Source organism: Pseudomonas sp. J380, from assembly GCF_009827115.1.
GTDB classification, from domain to species: Bacteria; Pseudomonadota; Gammaproteobacteria; order Pseudomonadales; family Pseudomonadaceae; genus Aquipseudomonas; species Aquipseudomonas paracarnis.
Map to the genome: position 1 here is coordinate 1,680,607 of NZ_CP043060.1, position 18,484 is coordinate 1,699,090.

The 18,484-nt window shown below is 58.4% G+C and carries 19 protein-coding genes; 8 read left to right on the top strand and 11 right to left on the bottom strand.

The genetic code is table 11. The features are described from left to right. Positions 1 to 33 precede the first annotated feature (33 nt). The 9 genes from FXO12_RS07395 to FXO12_RS07435 form a co-directional block, all read right to left on the bottom strand. The gene (locus tag FXO12_RS07395; RefSeq protein WP_054895706.1) at positions 34 to 780 is read right to left on the bottom strand and encodes a molecular chaperone; all 747 of its coding nucleotides are present in this window, start codon (positions 778 to 780) and stop codon (positions 34 to 36) included. Positions 781 to 851: 71 nt separating this feature from the next. Next, positions 852 to 1,400 carry a fimbrial protein gene (locus FXO12_RS07400; RefSeq protein WP_003190448.1) on the bottom strand — a complete coding sequence of 183 codons (549 nt, stop codon included), beginning with the start codon at positions 1,398 to 1,400 and terminating at the stop codon, positions 852 to 854. A 923-nt stretch (positions 1,401 to 2,323) separates the two neighbouring features. Continuing rightward, positions 2,324 to 4,666 carry an ATP-binding protein gene (locus FXO12_RS07405; protein ID WP_057978073.1) on the bottom strand — a complete coding sequence of 781 codons (2,343 nt, stop codon included), beginning with the start codon at positions 4,664 to 4,666 and terminating at the stop codon, positions 2,324 to 2,326. Continuing rightward, complete coding sequence (locus tag FXO12_RS07410; RefSeq protein ID WP_054895708.1) at positions 4,663 to 7,023, bottom strand: ATP-binding protein; 2,361 nt, start codon at positions 7,021 to 7,023, stop codon at positions 4,663 to 4,665. Before FXO12_RS07410 ends, FXO12_RS07405 begins: the two co-directional genes overlap by 4 nt. A 29-nt stretch (positions 7,024 to 7,052) precedes the next feature. Continuing rightward, the gene (locus tag FXO12_RS07415; protein WP_003190442.1) at positions 7,053 to 7,718 is read right to left on the bottom strand and encodes a response regulator transcription factor; all 666 of its coding nucleotides are present in this window, start codon (positions 7,716 to 7,718) and stop codon (positions 7,053 to 7,055) included. A 151-nt stretch (positions 7,719 to 7,869) separates the two neighbouring features. Next, entirely contained in the window at positions 7,870 to 8,535 is a 666-nt protein-coding gene (locus tag FXO12_RS07420; protein ID WP_032892352.1) for a response regulator transcription factor, read from the bottom strand. A 324-nt stretch (positions 8,536 to 8,859) separates the two neighbouring features. Beyond that, complete coding sequence (locus tag FXO12_RS07425; RefSeq protein WP_054895709.1) at positions 8,860 to 10,194, bottom strand: EAL domain-containing protein; 1,335 nt, start codon at positions 10,192 to 10,194, stop codon at positions 8,860 to 8,862. 137 nt (positions 10,195 to 10,331) lie between these two features. Then, positions 10,332 to 10,754: a hypothetical protein gene (locus FXO12_RS07430; RefSeq protein ID WP_032892354.1), complete on the bottom strand. Its 423-nt coding sequence runs from the start codon at positions 10,752 to 10,754 to the stop codon at positions 10,332 to 10,334. A 20-nt stretch (positions 10,755 to 10,774) separates the two neighbouring features. Continuing rightward, a complete protein-coding gene (locus tag FXO12_RS07435; RefSeq protein ID WP_057978075.1) occupies positions 10,775 to 11,986 on the bottom strand; it encodes an EAL domain-containing protein in 1,212 nt (403 codons plus the stop codon). 192 nt (positions 11,987 to 12,178) lie between these two features. Between FXO12_RS07435 and FXO12_RS07440 the strand changes: the two genes are divergently transcribed. Together FXO12_RS07440 and FXO12_RS07445 are read left to right on the top strand one after the other, a co-directional pair. Then, the gene (locus tag FXO12_RS07440; protein WP_014718023.1) at positions 12,179 to 12,433 is read left to right on the top strand and encodes a hypothetical protein; all 255 of its coding nucleotides are present in this window, start codon (positions 12,179 to 12,181) and stop codon (positions 12,431 to 12,433) included. 5 nt (positions 12,434 to 12,438) lie between these two features. Further along, a complete protein-coding gene (locus FXO12_RS07445; protein ID WP_020303212.1) occupies positions 12,439 to 12,717 on the top strand; it encodes a hypothetical protein in 279 nt (92 codons plus the stop codon). 19 nt (positions 12,718 to 12,736) lie between these two features. On the opposite strand, the gene FXO12_RS07450 is transcribed toward FXO12_RS07445, so the two are convergent. Beyond that, positions 12,737 to 13,237, bottom strand: a complete 501-nt coding sequence (locus tag FXO12_RS07450) for a CinA family protein (RefSeq protein WP_160049601.1) — start codon at positions 13,235 to 13,237, stop codon at positions 12,737 to 12,739. Positions 13,238 to 13,359: 122 nt separating this feature from the next. On the opposite strand from FXO12_RS07450, the gene FXO12_RS07455 reads away from it, so the two are divergent. Continuing rightward, positions 13,360 to 13,758, top strand: a complete 399-nt coding sequence (locus tag FXO12_RS07455) for a low affinity iron permease family protein (protein WP_057978079.1) — start codon at positions 13,360 to 13,362, stop codon at positions 13,756 to 13,758. 34 nt (positions 13,759 to 13,792) lie between these two features. On the opposite strand, the gene FXO12_RS07460 is transcribed toward FXO12_RS07455, so the two are convergent. Then, positions 13,793 to 14,854, bottom strand: a complete 1,062-nt coding sequence (locus FXO12_RS07460) for a M28 family peptidase (protein ID WP_057978081.1) — start codon at positions 14,852 to 14,854, stop codon at positions 13,793 to 13,795. 192 nt (positions 14,855 to 15,046) lie between these two features. Between FXO12_RS07460 and FXO12_RS07465 the strand changes: the two genes are divergently transcribed. From FXO12_RS07465 to FXO12_RS07485, 5 genes are all read left to right on the top strand, one after another. Continuing rightward, positions 15,047 to 15,811 carry an OBAP family protein gene (locus tag FXO12_RS07465; protein WP_054895713.1) on the top strand — a complete coding sequence of 255 codons (765 nt, stop codon included), beginning with the start codon at positions 15,047 to 15,049 and terminating at the stop codon, positions 15,809 to 15,811. 80 nt (positions 15,812 to 15,891) lie between these two features. Continuing rightward, the gene (locus tag FXO12_RS07470) at positions 15,892 to 17,181 is read left to right on the top strand and encodes an SDR family oxidoreductase (protein WP_160049799.1); all 1,290 of its coding nucleotides are present in this window, start codon (positions 15,892 to 15,894) and stop codon (positions 17,179 to 17,181) included. Positions 17,182 to 17,346: 165 nt separating this feature from the next. Further along, on the top strand, positions 17,347 to 17,628 hold the full coding sequence (locus FXO12_RS07475; RefSeq protein WP_054921166.1) for a hypothetical protein: 282 nt from the start codon (positions 17,347 to 17,349) through the stop codon (positions 17,626 to 17,628). Positions 17,629 to 17,730: 102 nt separating this feature from the next. Then, positions 17,731 to 17,988: a DUF6555 family protein gene (locus FXO12_RS07480; protein ID WP_003190423.1), complete on the top strand. Its 258-nt coding sequence runs from the start codon at positions 17,731 to 17,733 to the stop codon at positions 17,986 to 17,988. Beyond that, entirely contained in the window at positions 17,985 to 18,224 is a 240-nt protein-coding gene (locus FXO12_RS07485; RefSeq protein WP_057978083.1) for a hypothetical protein, read from the top strand. Before FXO12_RS07480 ends, FXO12_RS07485 begins: the two co-directional genes overlap by 4 nt. The last annotated feature ends 260 nt before the right edge of the window (positions 18,225 to 18,484 follow it).

Genomic DNA, 18,484 nt, shown 5'->3' on the forward strand with positions numbered 1-18,484 from the left:
AGATGACTCGCGGTTAAAAACGTCAGGAATGGATCAGGGCTGCAGCGTGTTGTGGGTCGGGACCAACGCGCCGTAATCGTTGATGGCGCTGAATTCCACCTGGGCCTGGCTCGACGGCCTGGCCTTGAGCGTGGGCAGCGCGAACTGCCGGGTTTCTCCAGGGCCGACCATGCCGTCCTCACTGCGATAGCGTTGGTTACCCGCCACCAGGTCCAACTCGATCAGCGAGACGTGGAACGCCGACGGGTTGTACGCCTTCAGCGCCAGGCCTTGGCCATCGCGTGCCGTAACCAATTGCCACTGCACCTGCTCAACCGCCTCATTGGGATTTCCAGGCAAGCCGACCGGGCGATAGAACAGCTTGATGCGCGAACGGAAAGCCATTTGCAGCGTATTAAGGTCTGCACCCGCCTCGGGTTTGGGCGGGATTTCGAGAACGTTGAGCCAGAACACCGACTCTTTGTCCTGCGCCAAAGGCGCGCCGGTAAAGAGCACTCGCAAGCTTTGGCCCTTGGTCGGGTCAATGCGCGCCACCGGGGGCGACAATAGGAACGGCGCCTTGGAGCTGGTGGGTGTCGATTCGACGCTGCCGGTGTCGATCCATGATTGGACCAGTGCGGGCAACGTGCCGTTATTGTTCAGTTTTACGGTGATTTCTTTCTGGTCCGCCGGATAGACCAGGCGCGTACCGGTAATCACCACTGCAGCGAATGCATGGGAACACATCAGTGTGGCCAGGCCGATCAGCAGCAGTGGTTTGAATGCACGTGTGCACGACATAGAGCAATCCCTTTACCGTCTGGATGCACGCCCTTCAATACCGAGCAGGGCGTGTGTCCAAAGCCTGCGACTTACTGATAATTGATGGAGTAAGTCACGGAGCCCACAACGGTGCCCGGCGTGGTAGCCGACTGGGCGTAGTACTGAACGGCGTACGGCAGCACAGCGGTCAGGGCAGTTGGGTCAACAGTTACGCGGCTGGTGGAGGTAACCTGAGACGTGTTGCCGGCCTTGATCGCGTTGCCATTGGTGGCATCCACCAACTGCAGTTGAACCTTGGTGGCTGAACCGCTGATGTTCTTCACATTACCGCTGGCCGGATCAACACCACCGCCCGACTCAAAGAACGCCGCCGCGGTTTTGATCGCAGCAGAGCACTTGCTCAGTTCGATGTTGAAACCGGTCTGGCCAGCTACTTGCCCGGCGGAAGCCAAGGAAGCGGTGGAGATGGTTGGCAAGGTGACGGTGGTCGCGCCGGAAGCTGCTGCACCATTGACGGCCACTTGGCAGGTTTCGGCTTTCAGCTCACCGTTGAAATCAATTTTGCCGTCCGAAGCCATGGCAGCAGAAGAGACGGTGGCAGCGACCAGTACAGCGAGGGCGCGAGCTTTGTAATTCATGAGTAACTCCGAGAGCACGATAGACTTGATTAAGTTTTGAAGTTCCCTGGACGGGAAATACTTCTGCGTTGTTGCGAAGTGAAGTGTAAGCAGCGCACTTAATTTTCAAAATAGGAGTGCTCTGAAAAACAAATAACCCGGGCAAATTACCTTATAAACAGGCGATTAAAAGCAACAAACAAAGCCCCCCACCATAGTGGGCTGGCTTTAATAAGCCAACAGACAAAGCGTCTATAGGAGTGGTCCTAAAAGCGCGCCTGAACGGTATATTTAAATCCAGCTTATATAATGGGTCATCGTTATTCTGATCATCAGATGTTGATTGACCCACCGTTATCGCAGCCTAAGCATCTACACAACTTCGAGGTTAGGCTGGACCCGTGGCGGCCTGACAGCCGACGCTTATTTACCTGGCGCCCCGCGATCCAACTGTGGGAGCGGGCTTGCTCGCGAAGGCGACCTGACAGTCAACACAGTTGGATTGGGTACATATCCGTTCCTGCGGTAACGGCCACCTAGGGTTCCGCCCTGACGGCGGCTCCCTTTTGAACAGCGCAAAAGCAAGCAAAACGCTCTTGCCCCACCACTCGGCACCTCGCCCAGGCGCGGTGTGCCCGTAATCCGCCAGTGATTTGGGGGCCGCCTGAGCGGCTCGCTTCGCATCGTGGTTACCATTGAGCGCTACAGAGTTGTATAGATACCCATGGCTATCGCAGGCAAGCTCTAATGCCGTTCAGTTAAGGCATTTTGTAGGAGCGAGCTTGCTCGCGAAAAACTCACAGGCGCCGCGCTCATTCAGGAAGCACACATTATCGTTGACGTTTTTCGCGAGCAAGCTCGCTCCTACAGAGGGCGATATACGCTTAACTGAACGGCATTAAGGCAAGCCCCACCTGTGAGAACGAGCGGGTACAGCAACGAGGCTATGCTGGCGCAGGCCTTTGACCAAGCAGCACGCTGAGACGCTCGGCAATCTGCTGCGCTGGCCAGTCACGCTCATCGCGCAATAGCCGTCCCAGGCTTTCGACAGTGCCCACCAGGTCGTCCCGCTCCAGCCCCAGCGCCGCCTCGTGCAGACGCTGAACTGCCTGCAACGCTTGGCTTCGCTCGCGCAAGGCCAGTGCCTCGATCAAGTCGTTGAAGGCCGTGCGCAGGATATGCGACTCCTCCTCTGGCTCTTCCTTGGGCATTGCCGGCAGCGGACCTTGCGGCATGTCACACCAAAGCTCGATCATCTGCTGCAACTTGGCCGGTGTAACCGGCTTGACCAGCACCCCGTCGAGCCCCGCATCAAAACAACGCTCAAGGTGCTCGTTATCGCTGAAGCCCGCGACAGCTACAAGCGGACAATGGGCACGCTGCAACACCTGCTCCAACTCACGAAAGGCGCCCGCCAGCGGCTCGATTTCACTGTTTGGCAAGTCGCAATCGATCAATACCATATCGACCCGTCGCACATTGAATAGCGTCAACCCTTGGGCGCCATCAACCGCCAGCAACACCCTACAACCCAGCGCTTGCAGGTGTGCAGGCAGTGTCTGTTGGCCGGTCACAGGCGCCTGCACCACCAACACGTGTACACCGTTACCCTCCACTTGGGCCTGCGCCGCTTCAGCCTGGGGTATATCCAGGGTCTTGGCCCACTCGACAGACAGTTTGACTTCAACCTCAGTACCCACGCCTTGGGTGCTGTTGAGGGTCAGCTCACCCGACATCAGCCTCACGAGGCGACGGCAAATCACCAGGCCAAGCCCGCTACCACCGGTACGTTTGTAAGAGTGCTTGGCCCGTGCATAGGGCCGAAACAGGCTGGCCTGCGCCTGCTGTGACAAGCCAATGCCGCTGTCGATGATGCGGATCAGCACGTGCGGCACAGGAACCTCTGGCCATTCAACCACCTTGAGCTGCACCTCCACCCCGCCTACCTCAGTGAACTTGACCGCATTGGAGATCAGGTTGCGCAGCACCTGACTCAAGCGCATGCCCTCCAGCATCAAGGGGCCGCTGGGGCGTTCACCACTCAATGTCAGCAACAGGCCTTTTTTTTCGGCGCCGGCGCGATACTCCTCCACCACCTGCTGGACTAAGGCCCAGAGGTCCACAGGCTCCAGGGTCAGGGTCAGTTCCCCGGCCTCCATCCTGGAAATGTCCAGCACGTCATCCACCAGCCGCAGCAAGGTATTGGCGCCGCTGTTGGCCAATTGAGTGAAGTGGCGCTGCTGTTCGTCCAGCGGTGTGTGCTCCAACAACTCGATAGCCGCCAGCACCGCGTTCATCGGCGAACGCACTTCATGGCTGACCACCGCCAAAAACATCGCCTTTTCCCGCTCGCTCTGCACGGCCTGGCGGCGCTGACGACGGCTTTGCCAGGCGAACGCGATCAACAGCAGCACCACCGACAGCAACAGCCACAACTCACCCTGGAAATGCTCGGCGATGTCCTTGATCGTCGGAATGTCCAGGTTCATGTCATCGAACCAGGCGTCATAGATCGCTTTGCGCTCATCGTTGCTGATGGACCCCAGCACTTTTTCCAGGATCGACAACAGGATCGCGTCGCTGTCACGCACCGCCATGCTCACGCCGGTGTGCAATTGCGGCACCACCCCGGATACTTGCAACACCCCCTGATACTGCCGGGAAAGATAGGGGATCAGTAACCATTCAGAGGCGATGGCGGCATCCGCCCGACCGTCCTTGACCATCGCCATGATGTCGACAGCGTTCTGGCCGGAGATCACCGTTATGCCGGGGACTTTCTGCTGCAAAAACGCCTGATACCCCTCGCGCCCCAACATCACCAGGCGTTTGCCGGCAAGTTGTTCCAGGTCCACGAATGGCTGTTGGCCAAAGCGGCTGACGAGGATGGTGGAACTGGTGTTGTAGGGCGTCGTATAGCGCATGCCCAGGTCCTTGACCGGATCGTCGTCGCGGCGCCGGGTTGGCAAGATATCCACCTCGCCGCTGATCAGCATGTCCTTGCGGGCGCTACGATTGCCGGTGACCACCGACTGAAAATGCAGGCCCGTACGCGCCGCAATCAAACCCAGGTACTTGGCCGATAGCCCACGCAACTGGCCGTCGCTGATGTACTCGAAGGGCAGCAGGTTGTCGAACACACCGACACGCAGCACGGGGTTGGCGGCGATCCAGTCACGCTCTTGCTGGGTCAAGGTCATCGACGGCGGGTCGGCCTGCGCATCGGCCAGGCCCGCGCTTGCCAGCAGCAACCACCCCAGCAGCAGGCGCAACCGTACAACCTTCATTGTTGCGTCATCGGCGGCGGCGCGACCATGGCCAGCATGTCCAGCGGGGTCTCCTCGCTCACGGCACGCCAGTGCTGAACCAACGCCTGAAGCGTGTGCACGTAAACCGGGTTGCCCCAGCCCTCCTCTGCCCGCAACAGGTTCTCCATGTGCGCGGCCGCCTGGGCCAGGGCCGGCCATTCGATGATCAGTGCCGCGCCGTGTAACCGATGGGCAACATGGATGGCCGAAGGGCGATCACAGAGCGCCATCGCCCTGAGCAGGCTCCCCAGGTCGGCCGCCATCTCACGGTTGATAGCGGCCTGATCAAGTGTCGGGGCCATCAAGCTGGCACGCGGTGCCGCCAACGTGACGCCGCACCACTGCTCGATCACGTCACTCAACTGCCCCAGACGTATGGGCTTGCTCAACGCCCCATCCATGCCCGCCGCCAGGCAGCGTTGAAGGTGCTGCTCGCCGGTCAAGGCGGAAATGGCAATGATCGGGCAGCGCGCTCGCCCCCATTGCTGTTCGAGCGCCCGCAGTTCGCAGACCAGGCTGTAGCCGTCCTGATCCGGCAGGTCGCAGTCCATCAATACCAACGCGTAAGCGCGCTCAGCGAACCGCACGCGGGCCTGGGCCGCATCGGCGGCAATCACTGGCACACAACCAAACCCGCTGATTTGCGCCCGCAGCACTTCCTGGTTGGCCAGGGTGTCTTCCACCACCAGCAGCTGCAAACCATCGGTGACATGCAAAGGCATTGGGGCTGGGGCTCGCGTCGGTTCAGCGGCCTCAGGGGCAAGGGTTGCGGGCAAGTACAGGTTGATACACGTCCCCACTCCCGGCTCGCTGCGCAGGGTCAGCGAGCCTTGCATCAAATCGACCAATTGCCGACATATCATCAGCCCCAGGCCGCTGCCTCCCGCACGCTTGTAGGACTGACTCGCCTGGGCATAAGGCCGGAACAAAGAGGCCTGCACCGCTTCGCCCATACCGATGCCGGTGTCGCGGACTTCAACCTGCAACTGATGCTTACCGTCCAGCAAGTCTTCCAGGCGCAGGGTGATGTCAACAGCGCCGGTATCGGTGAACTTGATGGCGTTAGACAACAGGTTATGAAACACCTGCGTCAGCCGCGAACGGTCAAGCCACAACGACGGCAGGGGTGTCTGCACGCTCACATTCAGACTCAAGTGTTTTTCCCCCGCACGCAGGCGATGCAAGCCCACTACGCCATGCACCAGCGCGATGACATCCGTCGCCTCAAGTGTCAGACGTAACGCCTTGGCCCCTGAATCCGGCCGGTGCAGCACATCATCGAGCAAGCGCACCAGCATATTGGCGCCGCTGTTGGCCAAGTGCGCGAAGTGGCGCTGCTGGTCATTGAGTCGGGTGTGCCACAGCAGCTCCATGGCCGCCAGCACGGCGTTCATTGGCGAGCGTATTTCGTGACCCATCACCGCCAGGAACATGGTTTTTTCCTGCTCGTTCCGCTCGGCCTGCCGCTGCTGGCGGTAACCGCGATAGACCAGCACACACAAGCCAATCAACGCCAACATGCCCAGGATCAAAAGATGCAAGTAATGGCTGGCGATGTCCCACAGGGTCGGCGCATCTACCTCCAGGTCCCGGTACCAATGCTCGTACATCGCATTCTGTTGTGAGGGGCTGATCGAGCCTAGGGCTTTGCCAATGATCGAGGCCAGCATGGCGTTATCGGTGCGCACCGCCATGTTCACATCCAACATGCTGCTGCCCACCACGCCAGAAATTTCCAGCACGCCCTGAAACTGTCGATACAAATAGGGCATCAAGAAGGCTTCGGAGGCCACGACTGCATCGGCACCACCGTCCCGGAGGGTGTTCAGCATGGCCAAGGCCTGGGGGCTTTTGATCAGAGTGGCTCGGGGTGCCCTTTTTCTGAGCAACTGCTCATAATACTCCACATCGGGGATCACGACCGTTTTATCTTGTAGCTGGTCAAGGTCAAAAATATCGGCGTCGTCGACACGGGTCACGATGATCGGCACGGTAGTGTCGTAGACCAGCGCGGTAAGATCCTCGATAGGCGGCTCGTCACGAAAGCGAAAGTGCGAAGACAGCAGGTCTACCTGGCCATCCAACAGCATGCGCTCACGTGCAGCCCGGGTCTTGACCGGCACATAGGTGAATTCAAGCCCCGTGGCATCGCGCACATATTGCAGGTACTGCACCGGCCGCCCTTGCAGCACGCCATTACTCATGTACTCGAAGGGGACCAGGTTTTCCATCACCCCCACTCGAAGGACCGGATGCTGCGCTATCCACAGCCGCTCCTGCTCCGTCAGCTCAACCGGCGCCGCACAGGCAAGCGCGGCATCCAGCATCAGCAACATGAATAAGAGGGCACCCGGTCGCCATCGCCTCATGGTGAGCCGATGATTTTATTGAGCTTGAACAGTTCATTGTTCGAGGTGACCCCCAATTTGCGAAACGCTGAGGTTTTCTGGGTGCTGATGGTCTTGATGCTGCGATTGAATTTTTCTGCGATTTCACTCACGGTCATGCCCGCCAGATAGCAGCGGATCACCTCCTGCTCACGGCTGGTCAGCTCGGCCTGGACCAGGGCATCCGAGGCTTCGCTGGGGTCTTTGCGCGTCTCGCTGGTGACGGTTTCCGCCAGGCGATACGTCATGTCGGTGCTCAGGTACACCGCGCCGGAGACCACCTTGCGAATGGCCTTGACCACTTGCGTCATGTCCTCGCCCTTGCCAACAAAGCCACGGGCACCGACCCGCATGGCCAGGGCCACGGTAGCCGGGTCATGATGGGCGGACAACACCAGGATCTGGCAACTGGGAAACTTGACCCGCAAGGCGCGGATCAGCGATACGCCATCCATCTCGTCGGGGCTCAGGGAGAAATCCAGCAGCAGCAGGTCAGCCGGAGCGCTGACCAGGCCGGCGAGCAAGTCGCGGCTTTTTTCATAAATGCCAACCACGTCAAAGTTGGCCTCGGCCGCCAAGGTGTTGGCGAGCCCATGCCGAACAACAGCGTGGTCGTCCAATAGAGCAATGCGTACAGGTTTCATCGTATTCGAACCCACTTGGCCCCGCTTAGGTGGCGCGGTCAAACAACAGGGACAGCTATTACGGCACTTCAAGGAGTATATGCAACAACCGCCAAAGGGCACGCCCGCCTACCGCTGTTTTTGCGCGCGTCGGCGTGGCCTGCGTTTAGCGTTAAACACTCTCGATGATGTGCTTGATCCGAAACAGCTCGTTGTTGGACATCACGCCCAACTTGCGAAAAGCCGAGGCCTTTTGCGAACTGATGGTCTTGATACTGCGGCTGAATTTTTCAGCAATTTCGGTGATGGTCATGCCCGACAGGTAACAGCGGATCACCTCTTGCTCCCGCGCAGACAAGCTGACAAAACGCATCGCGTCATCGCGTGATTGCTCCTCACCGTCATAGTTGACCGCCGTGGCTTCGGCCACCCGATAGGCCATGTCAGCACTCAGGTAGACAGCGCCCGAGGCCACCAGCCGCACTGCGCTGATCAATTGGCTCATGTCTTCACCCTTGCCGATAAACCCACGGGCACCGACGCGCAGGGCAAGAATCACCGTGGCCGCGTCATGGTGAGTGGAAAACACCAGGATTCGGCAGCCCGGGTACTTTACCCGCAGAGCACGGATCAGCAGGATGCCATCCAGCTCATGAGGGCCGAGCACAAAATCGAGCAACAACACCTCGGCCGGGTGTGTCAGCAGGCCGGCCATCAACTCACGACTGCGAGCGTAGACCCCCACCACTTCAAAATCAGGTTCCTGTACCAACCGATTGACCAAACCATGCCGCACGATTGCATGATCATCCAGCAAAGCAATTTGTAGGCGTTTCATAAATGACGGAACACTCTGTATAGCGTGCAAAAAAATGGACAACAGCGCTGCCTCACTCTGAATAAGTTAAGGTCCTCTCAGACTCATCCATTTCATCAATTACATCAGTGCAACTGAACATCACACGCCACACGCTCACTCCCTATAACTTAACGCGCACAGGCTCACCATCGCAGTTAAAAAATGCGCCAATTCTTCACAATAACGACGGTATAAAACTTAATAGATCTGCGAAAAACTTAATATAAGAAAACTCCTAAAAACCAAGAGCTGACCTACACACATCAAGTTCCAATACTTACCTGCCCGCCAAACTTTACAGCCTCAGCCGTTCTTTTCCCGCTCAATCACAAAGTTCAAGAAGGCGTCTATTTCCATCGGGCGCGCCAGCGCATAGCCCTGCCCTACCCGGCAACCCAGGCGGTGCAGCAGGGGGATCGTGGACTCGTCCTCGATCCCCTCCGCCACCAGGCTCAGGTTAAGCAGACCTGCCCAGTTCACAATGCCTGCGATCACCTTGCGTGACGAGGCGTGCTGCTCGACACCGCGCACAAACGAGCCGTCGATTTTCATTTCATCAAACGACAGGTTCGCCAACAGCTTGAAAGTGGCTGCGCCGCTGCCGAAGTCATCCAGCGAAACCTGAAAACCCTTGGCGCGAATAGTCGTCAATGACGCCGAAAGATGCAGCTCATCCGGCTCCTGCACATCTTCGGTCAGTTCGACTTTCAGCAAGCGGCTCGGCAGATCTGCCTGGCGCATGCGCAAGGCCAGGCGCTCGGCAAAATTGGGGGTGCACAGGGTCTTGGCCGACGCATTCACCGCGATAGGGATCGTAATGTTTTCGCGCTTTAACGCTAGCATCACGCGCAGAGTCCACATCTCCACCAGGCTGAACAGCAACAGGTCCAGGCCGAGACGGTTGACCAGCGGCATCAACACCGCAGGCGGAATTTCACCAAAGCGCGGGTGCTTCCAGCGCACCAACGCCTCAGCGCCGACGATGCGCCGGCTCAGCAACTCGAACTGTGGCTGAAAGACAAAGCGCAATCCCTCGCCGGTGGTCAGGGCGTTGATGACTTCATCCTCAGCCAGCGACTCAAACGTCATGGCCTGCAGCTTGGGGTCCGGTTGAGCGAGGGTCAGCAGCACCGTGCGCAAGGCATCGCCCAGCTCCAGCGGGCCACCGTCACGCAAGATCTGCACGCTGATTCCCGCCGACTGCGCCAGGCGCGAATGGGATTCCAGTGCGCTGATGGCTACGCCGCCCATGTGCTTGACCCACAACTGCTTAGCGGGCGCTTCGCACGCCGGTGTAACTGTTGCTTCGATCAAATTTTCCTGCACATTCAGGGTGGTTTCGCCGGTCCAGAAAATACTCGGAAACTGCATTAACGTACCCGCGTCATGCAGTGCTTTGAGCACACTTGGCAACATCAAGCCATCGCCACACTCGGAGCGGATTTCGCACACGATGATGTCCACGCGGTGCGCGCTTAACCACGCCTGCAGCGCCTCCAGCGAGGCGACCGTGGCCAGCGGCGTGACCCCCATGCCACCCAACGCAGAGGCGAGGCGCAAGACACACGCAGGGTCGGTTGCCAACGTGATCACGCGCAGGGCGCTGAACTCGTTAGGCACGGCGGCATTTAAGATCATGACAAAGAATTTCCCGAGATTGTTTCAGCGAAAAAGCTTATCAGTGCCTAAAAAGAAGCAAATAGGAATGGGACTAAAAGCATAAAACTGAGGCGGTGGCGGGTCCCGCGAAAAGCGTGCAATAGCTCACATCAGGATTAATTGGATTCCAGCAACGGTCTGCCCGAGCGCTGTTTTATTTGCACATCCACCCGATCCATGACGCGCGCCAGAATCGATCGGTCCGGAACACCGGAGGCAATAAAGCCGCAGCGTTGCGCCGTGACTGGATTATCGGGAAACGCTTGCAGGGTCACGCCCTGATAAATCAATGAGTGTCTGACACACGCGTACTCCTCAAGCATTTGCTTAAACTGTGCGCCCGCCGCGTGCACGGTTTCTTCATTGATCACCAACAGATCAAATACATCCCTTGCGTTATCCAATAACGTAATCAACACCTTGAGGGAATCGACAGGCACAACGCGGTGGTATCCCAAATGGCCAAGGTCTTTTTCAATACTCATTCGCCGGGTGGCATCGCTATCTACCAACGCGATCCGCAAACGTGGATTGGACATAAAAGCCCTCCTGATTGACATCAAATATTGCTGCGCGAGTTCAACTGGGTCGCCAGCCAGGCCAACGCGCGCGCAGCGTTCATGGGACGAGCACAGAGATAGCCCTGGGCCTCGTTGCATCCCAGCTTCAGTAATCCCTGGCGCTGGTTTTCGTTCTCGACGCCCTCCACCACCACTCGCATGCCCAGTGCCTCGCCCAGTGCCAATGTGCTACTGACCACGGCACGGTTGCGCGCACTGCTTTGAAGATCGCGGGTAAATGCGGCGTCCAGTTTGATTTCGGTAAACGGCAACTGGCACAGGCGCTCCAGCGAGGAATAGCCGGTGCCGAAGTCATCAATCGACAGGCCGGCACCCATCATGCGCAGTCGTATCAGGGTGTCGAGCACGGCGGGAGAAACTTCCAGCAGGCCGCATTCAGTGATTTCAAACGTCAGACGACACGCAGCAATGGCGTGGGATTGGAGTGAATCGCAAAGACGCGGCAATAATGAGCCACGACCGAGCTGGTCGGACTCCAGGTTGAATGCCAGCGATAAGACCTGCTGCTCTGCCGACTGCTGCAAGAACTCAAGGCCTTGTTGCAACAGCGCGAAGAACAGTTCATCCAATGCGCCAACTTGAGCGAGCAGCGGCAAAAAATCTGCCGGATACAACAGGCCGTACTGTGGATGTTGCCAACGCGCCAGCACTTCAAAACCGCGCACGTGCCCCGTGCTCAAATTGAACTTGGGCTGGAAGAACGCCTTGAACTCATGCCTTGAAAAACCCCCAGCCACGCAGGCCTTGCTCAAGAACCCAGACCGGCTGCTTCGGCGCGCCTGCTTTGTCGGCGCGCCAATCCTCTCCAAGTAGCGGCTGAGCATAGGCGCAATGGCGCTTGCTGGCACCGGGAAGTCCACATAACCCAATACACTGATGCCCAACAGGCCTGCCATGCGATCAATTGCATCGTGCAGGTCCGTGCCATGGGCGCTGAACATAATGAGCGCTTTAGCCAAGTGGCCACGGCCGAGCACTTCGATGGCCCTCAAGCCGTGTGCGCCCTCGTCCTTCAAGTTGCACAAGGCGATATCGACAGGCCCGGTACGCTCGAGCAACTCAACGGCCGCCACGACATCGGCAACGGCGGCCACCTCTTCACACCCGACCTCCCGGAACACCTGGGTGGCAACAAGCCGCTTGAACGGGTGTTCTTCGATGACCAGAACACGAATAGGTAGGAAGGACATGGCAGAGCACACATAAGTGGGGATGTGCGAATTATCGGCAGACCTTCAGCCGGCGTATTTAGGAACGCTCCTAGAAAGGGCCAGAAATATGTAAGGTAGAACATCTGCCCCAGCAGCCATTACCTTGCCAGTATTTACGCCAACTGATTCTGAGCTAGCCTTAACGCGCTGAGTCCTTTATGCGGTGAACTCATGGATACGTTAACGAAAGCCGAAATCGAAACGGCCCTGTCCGCTCGCCTTCCCAAGTGCGCGGTCAAGTGCGCACTCAACGCAGACGGCAGCCTTTCAGTCACTGTAACGGCGCACGGTATGGACCAATTCACCATCGCGAACATCAACCGCGCCCACTACCACGGTGTTTCGGGGATCAACCGGCTTGTGCGGGAAATACGTGAAGAAATGGTCATCGCCAGACAGTCTTTCTGGCTGTCATCGGTGGGGTAACAGATATGCCAGACGCTACTGACGCAACGCTGCAACCGGTCAACATTCAATACCTGCATGACACGCTGTTCGGTGTGAACACGCTCGCCAGCGAATGCATGGGGCAACTTGTGCGCACTGCGCCCGGCGTGCAGTTGCGGCTTGCACCGCCATGGCCAAAGCTATTGCCGAAGGCCCACTGGATTAGCTTTGAATGGAATGGTCAGGCCTATCGTGGCGTGGTGCAGGAGGCTGAATCCTTGACCAACGGCGACTTGCTGATGGACATCGAACCGCAGCCGTAAACGCGCACACTTGGCAGCATTAGGCGCGTTCACCGACCATCGCCCGTTGGTGAAAATGCGGCAGCCATTTCAATGCATGAAGAGACGCGGCCAACTGCACCTGCTCACGAGAACCCATAAAGCGTTGCTTGCGACTGAACACACTCAGTGCCCCGCCGTTTCGATAGGCCCAGGCAAAACAGACAGTGCCTGGGGGAATGCCATCAATTCCATCCGGCCCCAGCAGGCCAGTGGTGGCGACCGCCACATCAGCGGGGCTGTCGCGCAGCGCGCCTTGGGCCATTTCCTGGGCGACCTCACAGCTGGTGAGATTGAAGGTATCGATGGTATAGCGACGCACGTTCAACAGCCGCTGTTTCGCTTCTGGCGAATACACCACGTACCCGCTTTCGATCCACGTACCGCTGCCGTCGACCTGCGAAAGCAAGGTGATGATCTTGCCTGCGGTACACGACTCCGCCGTCGTGATGACCAACTGATGGTGCTTGAGGTATTCAACGATAGAAGCAGCGACCGACATGCTGAGTGCTCCTTTGCAAGAGGGATTTGCTCATTGATTTTTGTCAAAAAAAACGATTTGTAAAAAAGAATTTCGAAATTCTGCTGGGGTCTACAGAGGAACATCCCCCAGGAGACAGCACCATGAAGTTCGCGAAATTCTGCCAAAAACTCTCCAACCAGGCGGGCAGCTCAAAAACCTTTCTGACAGCCGTCACCTTGATAGCTGTCTGGGCGCTCACCGGGCCTTACTTTCATTACAACGACACTTGGCAGTTAATCATCAATACCTCCACCACCATCATCACCTTCCTGATGGTGTTCCTGATCCAGAATACCCAGAACCGCGACAACGATATTCTTCATCTGAAACTGGACGAGCTGATTCGTGCCACCAAAGAAGCTCACAATGCGGCGTTGAGCCTGGATAAGCTCGGGTCGCGAGAGCTACAGAAACTGCGTGAGCAATACAGCAAGCTGGGGCAACCCAACGCGGCCGATGACATCAGGCAGGAGGCGGATTCTTCAAGCGGCCCGATCTGAGCCCCACACCGGTCAGCGTACCTTGCCCCGTCTATCAGGTTGCAAGGTACTCGGCCAATGTCGCGGCACAGGCCTGCACCGCCCCATCCACAATCAATTCATAACCATGGGTATTTTCCGTTGGAATGGCCAGGCAGCCGGCGCGGGCGCAGGTCCCGTTACTCATGACCGCACTGGCATCCGAAGCGAAATCCACCAACAGCGCATATTGGGGGCTGTAGCCGCAGCGCTCTGCGGCAGCCGCCAGATCGTTGACCACCGCCCGGGTGTAATAGCCTTTCTGGTCCCCCGTATTGATGATCGGGTCGACGGCCAGGCGCGTGCCGTATTCCTGCATGACCGGCCCCACCTCCACCGCGATGGTGGTGTCGCCGGGTAGCGTCGACGCGGCATACATTGCCCCGGCATTGCACTCCTCTTCGAGCGTGGTGAATACCAGATAGACATCCCTGGCCAACGCCTCCCGGCGCGAAGCCAGCAGCTGGGCTGTATGCAGAACGGCAGCAATCGGGGCGCGGTCATCCAGAAAATGCGCGGCAATGGCATCGCCCACCTGGAAGGGCTCACGCCAATGACGGCTCAGCACCACACGGCTTCCGGGCCGAATGCCGTACTCGCACAATGCCTGGGCAGTGCATCGCGTGATCACATGAACGTCGTTCCAGTGCACATCGCCCGAGAGCACATCAGCCCCTTGTGCCGTATTACTGGTGGCGTGCATCGAGCCAAAGGACAGCACGCCAGGAAGGATGCGTGTGTCCCCCAGGATATCCACCGGGCACACGCCAAAGTTGACCGGGTTGGCCCCACCCAGCGCCGTCACCCGCAACGTGCCATCCGCCTCGACGCGTTTAACCACCATGGCGATTTCATCCATATGCGCCATGACTTTAACCGCACCGGCAGGCTCGGCATCGCTGTGCTTGCCCTTGATCAAACCCACCACATTACCCGCCTGATCGACCCAGGCCTCATCGCACAACGGCGTCAGGCTTTCCAGGCAAATGGCGCGCACCTCGTCTTCCTGACCGCCCGGCCCGCGTGCCCGGAGCAATTGGGTAAGCAGCGTCGACGCTGGATTTTCAGTCTTGTGCATGGGATGAACACCTCACTGGCAGGTAAGCAATTGCGCTGTCAGCGCCTCTATAAAAAACGACCTGATGAATGAGTGAGTGTTCAACTCAAAGCATTTTGAACGCCCCGTACGCGCGTCTTTCCAACGAGAACAGGATCAAACCTGGCTTTGATCATCGCGCATGAACACACCGGCAACAGGAGGCAGCCGACCATGACTGACAACCCCATCCATCAAGTGACCCAATCCCTGGCCGCAGCAGTGACGCTGGCCCTGCTCAGCGCCTGCGCTGGCAACAACTCACGTTCGAATGTCGAGGCACCTGGGAAGCCGACAACACCTTCGACCCGAACGCTGGAAGCCGGCGCCGCCCTGCTGCAATCACGCCCACCGATTGATGCCCTGAATGCCTACCTGGACGGTTTTCACTTCTACAACGGCCATCCCGATGTGCAAATGGAAGCCCATCACTACTGCGCAATCCTCAACGAGGAGGTCATCCAGTGTGTGATCTACGACGGCAACCGCAAGGATGCCAAGTTGATGGGCGTGGAGTACATCATCAGCGAGGCGCAGTTCAACACGCTGCCCGCGCCTGAAAAGGCGTTGTGGCATAGCCATGTGCATGAAGTGAAGTCAGGGCAACTGGTCGCGCCGGGCATTCCTGAGGCGGCGGAACATGCGCTGATGGAGAAGTTGGTGCACACCTACGGCAAGACCTGGCACACCTGGCATACCGATCTGGATAAACGCCTGCCGTTAGGCGTGCCTCAGTTGATGATGGGGTTTACCGCAGACGGCCAGGCTGACCCGCGTATGGTCGCCGAACGCGATAAACGACTGGGCATCGACAGTGCCGACAAGAAAAAGACGCGCGCCGATATCCCCGCGCCGCCCATCGCCCCTGGGGCGGACGCGTGGCGCCAGGGCACGGTTATCCAGATCGCCGACCCGACCCTGAAGGCCCATCAACATTGACACCGCCATTCAGTCATTTGGATTGAACGATCATTTGCGGGCCTTTCTCTACCCAAGACCAGCCAAAGGAGGATGTCATGATGATTGATACCGCAACCGGAATGAGGCCTGGCGAGCGATACGCCGTGGAAAACCTGGAGCGCACACCGAACTTCAGCGGTTTTTTCCTGGACGGAAAGTACTACCTGGGCCCTGAACTGATGACGGCTGTCGGATGGCTTGAGGGCCAGACGTTTATTTATGATGAGCTCGACGCCACAGGCGAACCGGTGTTTCCCAACCGCGTCGCTGGCACCGTCGAAAACCTGACCCTGATACTGACTGACGGTACCCGCCTTCAACTGCACCCGGTGCCCGTCCACGTGCCCGAGGATTCGCCTGGCGTCATGCAGGCCAAGGGGAAACTGCACGGCAAGACCGTGGTGATCACCGGCGCCTCCAGTGGCATTGGTCGCGCGGCTGCTCACGCCTTTGCCGAGCAAAGTACCCGCTTGGTGTTGGGGGCCCGAGATGAAAAAGACTTGGAAGAGGTCGTCGAGGAATGCGCTGCGCGTGGCGCCGAGGCCATCGCCGTTAAAACCGATGTAACCCAGGGCGACCAGATGCGCGCCCTTGCCGAACAAGCGGCGGCCTTCGGCAATGGCCGCATCGATATCTGGATCAACAACGCCGGAGTAGGCGCCGTCGGCAGTTTCGAGGACACGCCCCTGGAAGCCCACGAACAGGTGCTGCAAACCGACCTGCTCGGGTACCTGCGCGGCGCCCACGTGGTGTGGCCCTATTTCAAAGCCCAGCACCGCGGCACTCTGATCAACACCTTGTCGCTGGGCAGTTGGGTAGCCCAGCCCTATGCCGTCGCCTACTCCGCCAGTAAATACGGCCTGCGCGGCCTGACTGAGGCACTGCGCGGCGAGCTGACTGACTACCCGGATATTCATGTGTGCGACATCTATCCCGCCGTGATGGACACACCGGGCTTTCGCGATGGCGGCAATTTTACCGGCCACGAGTTGACGCCACCGCCACCGGTCTACGACCCACATAAAGTCGCGCAAGCGATGGTGGCCTGTGCGCTGCAACCGAGGGACAGCACCACGGTAGGCAGCGCTGCCACCGTGGCCCGCGTCGCGCATTTTTTGCTGCCTGGCTATTCGCGGCTATCCGGCTGGCTTACCCGCCTCGGCCTGGAGCGCAGCCAGCGCGCCGCGACCTCTACGGGCAACCTCTACGCCCCGGCAAGCGGCGAACGTCGTGTCGAAGGCGGCTGGCGGCAAACCCACCGTACGCCCTATAGGATGGTTGCAATAGGCGCAGCGCTGCTAGTGGGCGGCGTTGTCGTTGCGCGCAAATATTCAGCTCGTCACATATGAAAACGGGGCACATCCCGAATACCAGCCAGTCAAGCACAACTCCTCTGTGGGAGCGGGCTTGCTCGCGAAAGCGGTGGATCAGTCACATCAATGTTCGACGTCTTCGCGAGCAAGCCCGCTCCCACATTTGATCTTCGTTGTTCCCATTACATGAGGTAACCCAGCATGTCTTACGATTACCAAGGTACTGCCAGTGTCATCACTGCCTCGCGCCATCTTGGAACACCCTCAGATGAACGCCTTAACGAGCCCAAAAACATCCAAATGACCAGCAGCGGCAAGCCGACCATCGCGCGCCTGGACTTTGACACGCCAATGGATTGGCCTGGCAATCCCAACTTTATCACCGTCAATTTGCCCGACGGATCCTCCGTCAGCGGTGTCATCGCCGAACTGCAACGCCCGGCCGATGGTCCTGGATGGGTCACCTTTACGGTAGATGATTAGTCTTCATCCATGCCTTGCGCCCAGTCATCGAATTGTCGGACAACTTATTTGAATTATTTTTGACGTCAAATATCTGTAGTTCATGAGTATCAAGGAGGCCTCATGAAACACAACGACCTATTCACTATCGAGTACCAGCTGCATGGCGAGCCCAAGTCCTTCATCGTGCGCGCGCCGCGCATGGACAATGCCGAGGCTTGGCATTGGGCCAGTTGTGACGCTGGTGTGGCGGTCATCCCCAAATTTGGGCAACACACGTTCAAGCGTGTGTCCAAACCGATGGCGGAGAAATACGGCATTACCCAGGTGCGCTGGAGTGGCGCGGCACAGATTCAATGGGCGGAGGGCCTCAGAGGATGAACAGTCAGACTCTTGGTTATACAACTACAAACAGGCGGGACGACGAAGTCGTGCGAAATGCCGAGATGTTTTTCGAAGCGGATCGATTGGATGCGTTGGCGTACGAGATCATTGAGTCCTACAGCGGCGATGCTCAGACGTGGGCGCGCTTTACCGAGGCGAAGAAACGTGCGGATGCGCAGCGTACGGTGGCCTATCGAGAGTGGATGCAAATTCATCGTTCCAAGCGCAAATAACGTCAGCCTGTGGGAGCTGGCTTGCCTGCGATAGCGGCCTGACAACCAATCAGGATGTCAGGCCGAGTGTATATCCCCTCGCGTTCACGCCCCTGACTCAGGGTCTGTTGAAGGCCCTCCAGGAGCGACACCGCCTTGCCTCTGTGCCTGTTGCCCGCCTGCCGGTGCCTGCGACTTATCGTTTCGCTTAGCCGCCGCCGGGCGCACCTTGCGCTCAGAAGGATTCGGTTCGTGGTGCTTCGAGGCTTCGCTCATACCGC